The 8,127-nt window shown below is 45.4% G+C and carries 5 protein-coding genes and 1 tRNA gene; 1 reads left to right on the forward strand and 5 read right to left on the reverse strand.

All coding sequences use genetic code 11. The annotated features are described in order from the left end of the window. Positions 1 to 52: 52 nt before the first annotated feature. Positions 53 to 2,215, reverse strand: coding sequence for an ornithine decarboxylase SpeF (gene speF, locus EYY67_RS24000; RefSeq protein WP_095924774.1), 2,163 nt, complete (start codon positions 2,213 to 2,215; stop codon positions 53 to 55). Positions 2,216 to 2,874: 659 nt separating this feature from the next. Here speF and EYY67_RS24005 point away from each other — a divergent pair. Then, positions 2,875 to 2,950: transfer RNA gene (locus tag EYY67_RS24005), tRNA-Phe, on the forward strand. A gap of 191 nt (positions 2,951 to 3,141) precedes the next feature. Here the strand turns inward: EYY67_RS24005 and EYY67_RS24010 are convergent. From EYY67_RS24010 to EYY67_RS24025, 4 genes are all read right to left on the reverse strand, one after another. After that, positions 3,142 to 4,236 (reverse strand): GDP-mannose 4,6-dehydratase, encoded by a 1,095-nt coding sequence (locus EYY67_RS24010; protein ID WP_131694573.1) that lies wholly within the window; start codon positions 4,234 to 4,236, stop codon positions 3,142 to 3,144. Positions 4,237 to 4,291: 55 nt separating this feature from the next. Then, positions 4,292 to 5,719 (reverse strand): MOP flippase family protein, encoded by a 1,428-nt coding sequence (locus EYY67_RS24015; protein WP_131694574.1) that lies wholly within the window; start codon positions 5,717 to 5,719, stop codon positions 4,292 to 4,294. Between the two features lie 14 nt (positions 5,720 to 5,733). Next, complete coding sequence (locus tag EYY67_RS24020; protein WP_131694575.1) at positions 5,734 to 6,432, reverse strand: glycosyltransferase family 2 protein; 699 nt, start codon at positions 6,430 to 6,432, stop codon at positions 5,734 to 5,736. Positions 6,433 to 6,627: 195 nt separating this feature from the next. Then, positions 6,628 to 7,866, reverse strand: a complete 1,239-nt coding sequence (locus tag EYY67_RS24025) for a hypothetical protein (protein ID WP_131694576.1) — start codon at positions 7,864 to 7,866, stop codon at positions 6,628 to 6,630. Between the last annotated feature and the right edge of the window lie 261 nt (positions 7,867 to 8,127).

Raw genomic sequence — 8,127 nt, forward strand, 5'->3', positions numbered from 1 at the left:
GGGTTTATAGCCCCGCCTTATTTATTTATTCGTATTTACTTACACCAAAAAACTACTGCGCCACGACATACCCCATCACGCGCTTCCAGCCGACCGGTTTTTTCTCAATATACACACCCTGCAATTCAGGCGAGAAGCCCGGCAGCAGGTTGATCCCTTCCTCCAGCGCCATAAAGTAACGCTGTACTGCCCCGCCCCATAATTCTCCCGGCACGACACACAACACGCCCGGCGGATACGGCAGCGCGCCTTCTGCGGCGATCCTGCCCTCTGCATCTGCAATGGCGATCAGTTCGATGTTATCGCGGATAAATTCGTTGTGCGCATCCTGGGCATTCATCACCACCTGCGGGAAGCTCTTTTCGCGGAACATCTCTTTTTGCAGTTCTTTGACGTCAAAACTGACGTACAGATTATGCATTTCCTGACATAACTGACGGATGGTGTAGTTGCGGTAACGATCTTCGTTTTTGCGATACACCGTCGGCAGCACTTCACTGAGCGGCGCATCTTCTTCGATGTATTGCTCAAAGCGCACCAGTTCTTCCACCAGGAGTTGCATCTTGGCAGGCGTTTCGGCCGGGGTCAGCAGGAACAGGATAGAATTGAGATCGCATTTCTCCGGCACGATGCCGTTTTCACGCAAATAGTTCGCCAGAATAGTCGCAGGAATGCCGAACTGCGTGTATTGACCGCTGGAAGCATCAATACCCGGCGTGGTCAGCAACAGCTTGCACGGATCGACGAAATACTGTTTTTCCGCATATCCCTCAAAGGCATGCCAGCGTTCACCCGGCACAAAGTCGAAGAAACGGACATCGTTGGCCATCTCATTCGTCTCATGATCCTGCCAGCGTTTACCGGCCACCACCGGCGGCACGAACGGCAAAATCATCGAACATTGATCGAGCAGCATTTTGCGGGTCTCGATACCCAGCTTCACGCATTCCATCCACATATGTTTTCCGCTGCCACCGGCATGGATACGCGCATTGACGTCCAGCGCGGCAAACAGCGGGTAAAACGGGCTGGTCGAGGCGTGCATCATAAAGGCATTGTTGAGCTTTTTATGGCTGCAATGGCGCTTTTGTCCCTTGATATGATTGTCTTTTTTGTGGATTTGCGAGGTCTGGGAGAACCCGGCCTGCTGCTTGTGTACCGACTGAGTGACAATAATGCCCGGATCGTTTTCATTCAGTTCCAGCAGCAACGGTGAGCATTCTTTCATCATTGGGATGAATTGCTCATAGCCGACCCATGCGGAGTCAAACAGAATGTAATCGCACAGATGACCGATTTTATCGACCACCTGACGGGCGTTGTACACGGTGCCGTCATAAGTGCCGAGCTGAATAATGGCCAGACGGAACGGGCGTTTCTCCTCCGCACGCTGTGGTGCCACTTCCCGGATTTGCTGACGCAGATACGCTTCATCAAAGCAGGCCGCGTCTATGCCGCCGATAAAACCAAACGGGTTGCGTGCCGTTTCGAGATACACCGGCGTGGCGCCAGCCTGCAATAACGCACCGTGGTGGTTAGATTTATGATTGTTGCGGTCGAACAACACCAGATCGTCGCGGGTCAGCAGCGCATTGGTCACGACCTTATTGGCCGCAGAGGTGCCGTTGAGCACGAAATAGGTTTTGTCGGCGCTGAAGACTTTGGCGGCATATTTTTGTGCATCTTTCGCCGAGCCTTCGTGGATCAGTAAATCGCCCAGTTTGACGTCGGCATTACACATGTCGGAACGGAAAATGTTCGGGCCGTAGAAATCATAAAACTGGCGTCCGGCCGGATGGCGGCGGAAAAACTCACCGCCCTGATGCCCCGGGCAGGCAAATGTGGCGTTTTCCATCTCGACATACTTTTTCAGCGTATCGAAAAACGGCGGGAACAACGCTTCCTCATAACCCTGCGCGGCAGACTCAATCTGCGCGGCATAGAATGCCTGATTGGCATCCGACAAGGTGATCACGCCTTTCAGCGACGGTAAAAACTCAGGCGAAACCTGCTCGGTTCCCTGCACCGCGACAAACGCAGGAATGCCAAATCCCAGCGTTTCGATCTCCGCCAGTCTGCCGTGATTCAGATCGCCGACAGAAATAATGATGGCCGCCACATCGGCGTAATCCGCACGGCGCAGGTCAACGACCAGACGCGAGGTCTGGAGATAAGGCGCGACAGAGATGCTAGCTGCTAGTTTTAAGTGTTTCATTCAGACTCTCAAACGGTTAAGTAAGAGGGTGTGCCAGGAGGCACGGCAATGAGCTGGTTCTTACGTCATGAAAGGCAGAGTGCGCAGAGTCCAGCCCGGCAAATGACGTTGGCTGAGCGCGCGATCGACAATAACGGCGCGGCTCAGCCACGTCTGGCAGACAACAGTAAAATCAGAGAACCGCTCTGTTTATGCCTCTCTGTTTTTAATAATGCCTGTCAGCGGGCAAACGATAGCCTTACCGCATGAAAGGAACTGCAAAAGGAGGAAAACTGAAATCGTGGTGTTTACAGCACCCGGAGATCATCATCAGATTGTTTTTGCACTGAACAACAGCGCGATGTGATAAACCAGCCATGCCGCAACCCTCTTGAGCTGTCGCGTGAAAACGGGATCAGAGTTGTGTAATAAATCGGCGCAATAATGGCATCTTTTACCCCCCTGTTCAACCCTGCACAGGACGGGAATTTCTTACATAATGCGACATCCGCCAGCGCCGGAATTTCCTGCCTTTGGCGACATAATCCGGCGCTGCGCTGGCGCTTACGTAAGTTAAATCAACAAATCGTCGCAAAAAGCATCAGTCGGGTGACGAACCCCGCTGTTGTCACAAAAAGCCGTTGACGGCACAGGCCCAATACGGTTTAATGCGCCCCGTTGCCCGGATAGCTCAGTCGGTAGAGCAAGGGATTGAAAATCCCTGTGTCCTTGGTTCGATTCCGAGTCCGGGCACCATATTTAAAGAAACCCGCCTATGGCGGGTTTTTTGCTTTCTGCGTTAGTCCGGGTCCGGGTACGCGATTTAAAGAAACCAGCTTAACGGCTGGTTTTTTTGCTTTCTGCCTCAAGCTGAGAGCAAAAAAAGGCCGAAGAACGTTAAACATTCTTCGGCCTTTTGGCATCCGTCAGCGAGCAGTGGTCTGAATTTATCCGTACAGTTTCAATCTTGCAGTCTGTCTGGCAGAAGCCAGATCGGCCTGAACCATCTCGATCACCAGATCCTGTAATGAGGTTTCTGGCAACCAGCCAAGCTTGCGACGCGCCTTGGCCGGATTGACCGGCACCTGCCCGACTTCCGCCGGGCGCATATAGCGGGGATCCACCGCGACAATCACATCTCCGACTTTTAACGCCGCTGCGACCGGGCTGATAATCGCGGCAATCACCCCTTTTTCCTCCACTCCCTTACCGACAAACCGCAGCTTGATCCCAAGCTCGAGCGCCGCAAAGGTCACGAACTGACGGACCGTAAACTGCACGCCCGTCGCGATCACGAAGTCCTCAGGTTTATCCTGCTGCAACATCAGCCACTGCATTTTGACGTAATCCCGCGCATGCCCCCAGTCGCGCAGCGCATTGAGATTGCCCAGATACAGGCATCCCTCCAGCCCCTGCGTGATATTGGCTAAGCCACGGGTAATTTTGCGCGTCACAAAGTTTTCGCTGCGACGCGGCGACTCATGATTAAACAGAATGCCGTTGCAGGCATACATCCCGAAGGTTTCGCGGTAATTCACCGCCGTCCAGAAATCACTGATCCGCGCAACAGCATCCGAAGAAGGCAGATTGAACGTCACCATTTCATTGATCGCCATCCCCAGCACCAGTCCACACAGCTCAGCCGATGACGCATGATAGTAGCGGGTGTGATGCTCCAGCCCTTCCCGGCGTATGGCTTCCAGCATTCTCAGCGCACTGATGCCCGGCACAGGATTGGCGTATTGAGAAGCGTCAGGATCCGCAGCAGAATGCGTTGTTGCATCCAGATTATAAATTTCATCGGGACGGATTGTTGCTAATAAATCATAAAGACACGAAGAGACTTTCGGGTCAAAAAAATGAATATGGATGGGGGATATATTCTCTTGCACATTAGGGTCTGTTGTTTCTTCAGGACTGTCAGATAATAAATCTTCAGTGCAATAAACGGTGTGTATCGTATAATGCTTGCTCAGTAATAGCTCAGTGAGATAAAAACCGTCCTGTCCCTTTATATTGATAATGAGCGCTACTTTAGACATATTCCGCCCCCTTAATGGCAAGTTATATTTTTTTCACAAACAAATAAAAGAGTATTTATATACGTCTAAACCTGCTTAATTTCTCAATAACAAAATCTCTTTCGCAAACAGCAATCATAAAGCAATATACCAGGCCCCCGATAATAACCTCAAGGATGATTTTTAAAAATGAGGCGGAAACACCCTGTAAAATATAAGTTGATGAAAAGAATAAAACACCAAGCATAATCAATGAACAGAAAACAGGTTTGGATAAGGTAATAAGAAAGATAAAGAAAGAACCAGAGAGAAGTTTGACAGCAAGATACATATTAGGAATGAACATCAAAATATTCGACACCATATATAATTTAACCAAAACTTCAATACTGTAAAAACCGCCAATGGTAAAAGCACCCACCTGTAAAATAGCATTATAAATTGAAATCAACAGCAAAATTTTTGTCTGCCCCGCCGACATAAAAACAGAACCGGTGGTACTCACCATGGATTGCATAATGGCTACCGGTGCCAGCCAAACCAGAATACCAGAAACTAAATCCCATTTGCTGCCGAAGAAAAGCGAAACAAAATCCTTACTGATAAACGCAAGGCCGATCATGAGTGGAGGAGTAATGATTGAAATTGCACGTAAGGACTGTAAATAAACCTTAAAGGCTTCTTCTTTGTTGTTTTGCAACCGGCTTAACAAAGGGTAAAGTGAACGGGTTAATACAAAAGTTATATTTTGAACGGGGAACAACATTAACCTGTACGCCAGCGAATATTGTCCCAGCACGGAGGAACTGAATACTTTACCGATAATGATCTGATCGGTATTTCTTGATGCGAAATTGATACAATTAAAAGCAATTAGATTTGTGGTGAAAGAAAATATTGATTTAATCTCTTTCAAAGAGAATAAAAAAGATGATCGCCAGGAAGAACAGAGACTGAAACCAACTGCACTGAAAATAGAATATACAAGAGTTTGTACTACGAGACTGTATACACCCGCACCGTAAATAGAAAGTGACACAGCTATGCATAGAGATGCAAGTGAAGAAAACACTTCTACTTTAGCTATTTTAAAAAAAACCGACTCTCTTTCCAGTAATGCCAGATGTATCGCTGTCGCACTATTAATGGGAAAGGTTATTGCGATAATTTTTAAAATATTGGCTAATTGAGGCTCATCGTAAAATTGAGCGATATAATCAGAGAAGAAAAAAACGAGAATAAAAAGAACGATCCCCAGCACCACATTCAAGGTAAAAACACTTTTTTTGAGATCTTCTGTCACGACCTCACGTTGAATGATTGCTGCAGAGGAACCCATGTCGCGAAGTATATTCGTGAAATTAACCACCACAAGTGCCATAGACATTAATCCTATTTCACCCGGAGAGAGAAATCGGGAGAAAACGATCATGCCAAGTAATTGACACCCCACCTTTGTAATCTGTGAAAGTGATACCCACTTGACGTTATTAAGCAAGCCCATGCATTAGCCTTGATTTATTTCGAGTAGTTAAAATGATTATTAATTTTTTTTATTGAGATATCATTATTTGTCATTGAAACGCCGAGGTAGCGTAAAATTTTATTTTTCACCTTATTGAGTAATTTAAAACTTCTGACAGGGTTACTGTAATGAGTATTTAGACTACTCAGTGCTTCGTTATCATGTTCAATCGTGAAAACCTGGGCTAACGAATCTGGATTAGCCATCACTTTACTGCCAGATAGCAGGATAATTTTACTCAGCCAGATATCATCTGTTTTGGGAGCCAGGCTCAGGAACATATCATTTTCAATCAATAATTTATCGATATGTCTGCTGCTCAAAACGCAACCCCCGACACCGGTTATCAACAAGTCTTCAGATAACAGTCGTGATTCGGTACAAAGCGGGAAATCAATGTAACTGCGATATTGTCCAAAAATATTCTTTTTCATCAGTCGGACACGTGAGGCAACAACATACTCGCCATTATATTTATCGTACGTTTTACATAACTCAGACAGCCAGGATGTACCATATACCACATCATCATCCGCGTATATCAACACATAGTCTGCAGGATATTGGCGTAATGCTGGAATTATCTTACGATAAGGGCCGATGTTATCAGTGAAATTGACGAAAATAATATTGTGTATTTTATTTAATTGCCCAACCCATTCAGGACAATCTTTAACGCCTTTATCTGCCATATAGGAATCATGAGAGAGCCATATTATTATTTTATCAGGCAGTTTCTTCTGACAAAGTAACGACCATACTGTGGCACAGCATAAATCCAACCTTGAATATATGGACGTAATATTAACTATGATCATTTTCTCACCAGGTAGAGTTTTGGAATATGGGGAATATGCAAATATGAATGGCGCAAGTTGAATAAGTTTTTAATATATATACCAGTTGTTATTTTGATAAAATATATCTTTTGACCATTGTCCTTTCACATGAATCATCTCCTCTCCATTTATCTCGACACCATCTGTGGTTTTTATAATGATATCGGCATGACTGGTCTTTACAAGTTTAAGGGTAAAGCCGGGGTTTAGGTACTTCGCTTCAGGTAAAGTAACCTCGATCAGTCTTTCATTTTGAAATACATAACGGGAAAAATCAGTAGCCAGTCGTGTGTTATTATTTACAAATGAGGTCCGCAAGCTCAACCGGGAAATTTCACCATCAGGTTCAATAGACGCAGTTATTTTACCGTTATTTCTCCATATAACCGAACCCAGCTTATTTTTGCCTTCGAACACTAAACCATACAGGGCAGAAGACATCTCCTGGAATCCTATCAGCGGGGCATGTATCGCGGAATCCGAGCTTACAAAGCTGTTTTTAGCGCCTTGTGAGATAAATCCATAAACCCATTGTTGCTTCCCCCCACCATCAGCAGCACGCGAAAGATATGAAGCAGTCCCCCCAAACCTGGACTGAGGCAATACAACCGTATCGATACCATTAATCGCATTAGGATCCGAAACAGAGTTATTTACTATTCCGTTTTCCTGAATAACGCCATTCTTTGCTTTTCCTCCGGGGATAAAAAAAAGATTGAAATTCGTGGCCCAAATTTTAGTCAATGGATTTATTGTCAACCCAATGCCACTTTCAGGTATTCCTAAATGGTGTGTTTGACTGTTTACCCAACCGGATGTGATGACTTTTTTCCCCTTGATTGATACAACATAAGATGACCACTTGGGATGATGATCTGTATCAATAAGCATACCAGGCTTAACCTGGGAATAATCGGCATCATTGGCTGTAAAAGAAGTTGCAGTATAATATGCAGCACTCACCACCTCCCATGTCTTCAAAGGTGGTGAAGTATTATCAGCATATAAGGCAACAGAATCACGGTCTTTATACCGCCCCATCTGTAAGAGGCTTTCAAATCCGACGATCGGATAATCTAAAGGTAAAATTGCGTTAGCCCTAAATCCAGCGACGACAGCATTAGCCCTCATTCCAAATGTATCTTTGGCAGCATAGACACTACCGACAATACTCTTATCAGATAGATTACTATTCTTATCGACGATCCTTCCCATATTATTGACAGTGGTCTCACCGGCAAAAGCGGTGCCTGAGAATATGAAAATAACAAACACCTTTATCATCATAGAGTAACTCTTAAAATTACACACTGAATTATCAGATATGGATTATTTTATACCCAAGAAATACATAGAAAAAAATAAATGCACAGGTTCTGGAAGCCCCATATTTAGTGAAGCCACGAAAAAAACACATTCTTAGCCTCAACAAAAAACCCTTATCGAAAGAGCTAATATAACTTTCCAATGCCTTGTGCTTATGGGTGTCCAATGTCTGTGAGAAATCATCTAAAAAAACTATTGCCTGCAAGCGTGTTAGTTTAATAG

Origin of the sequence: Rahnella victoriana (assembly GCF_004330295.1) — a bacterium.
Classification (GTDB): Bacteria; Pseudomonadota; Gammaproteobacteria; order Enterobacterales; family Enterobacteriaceae; genus Rahnella; species Rahnella victoriana.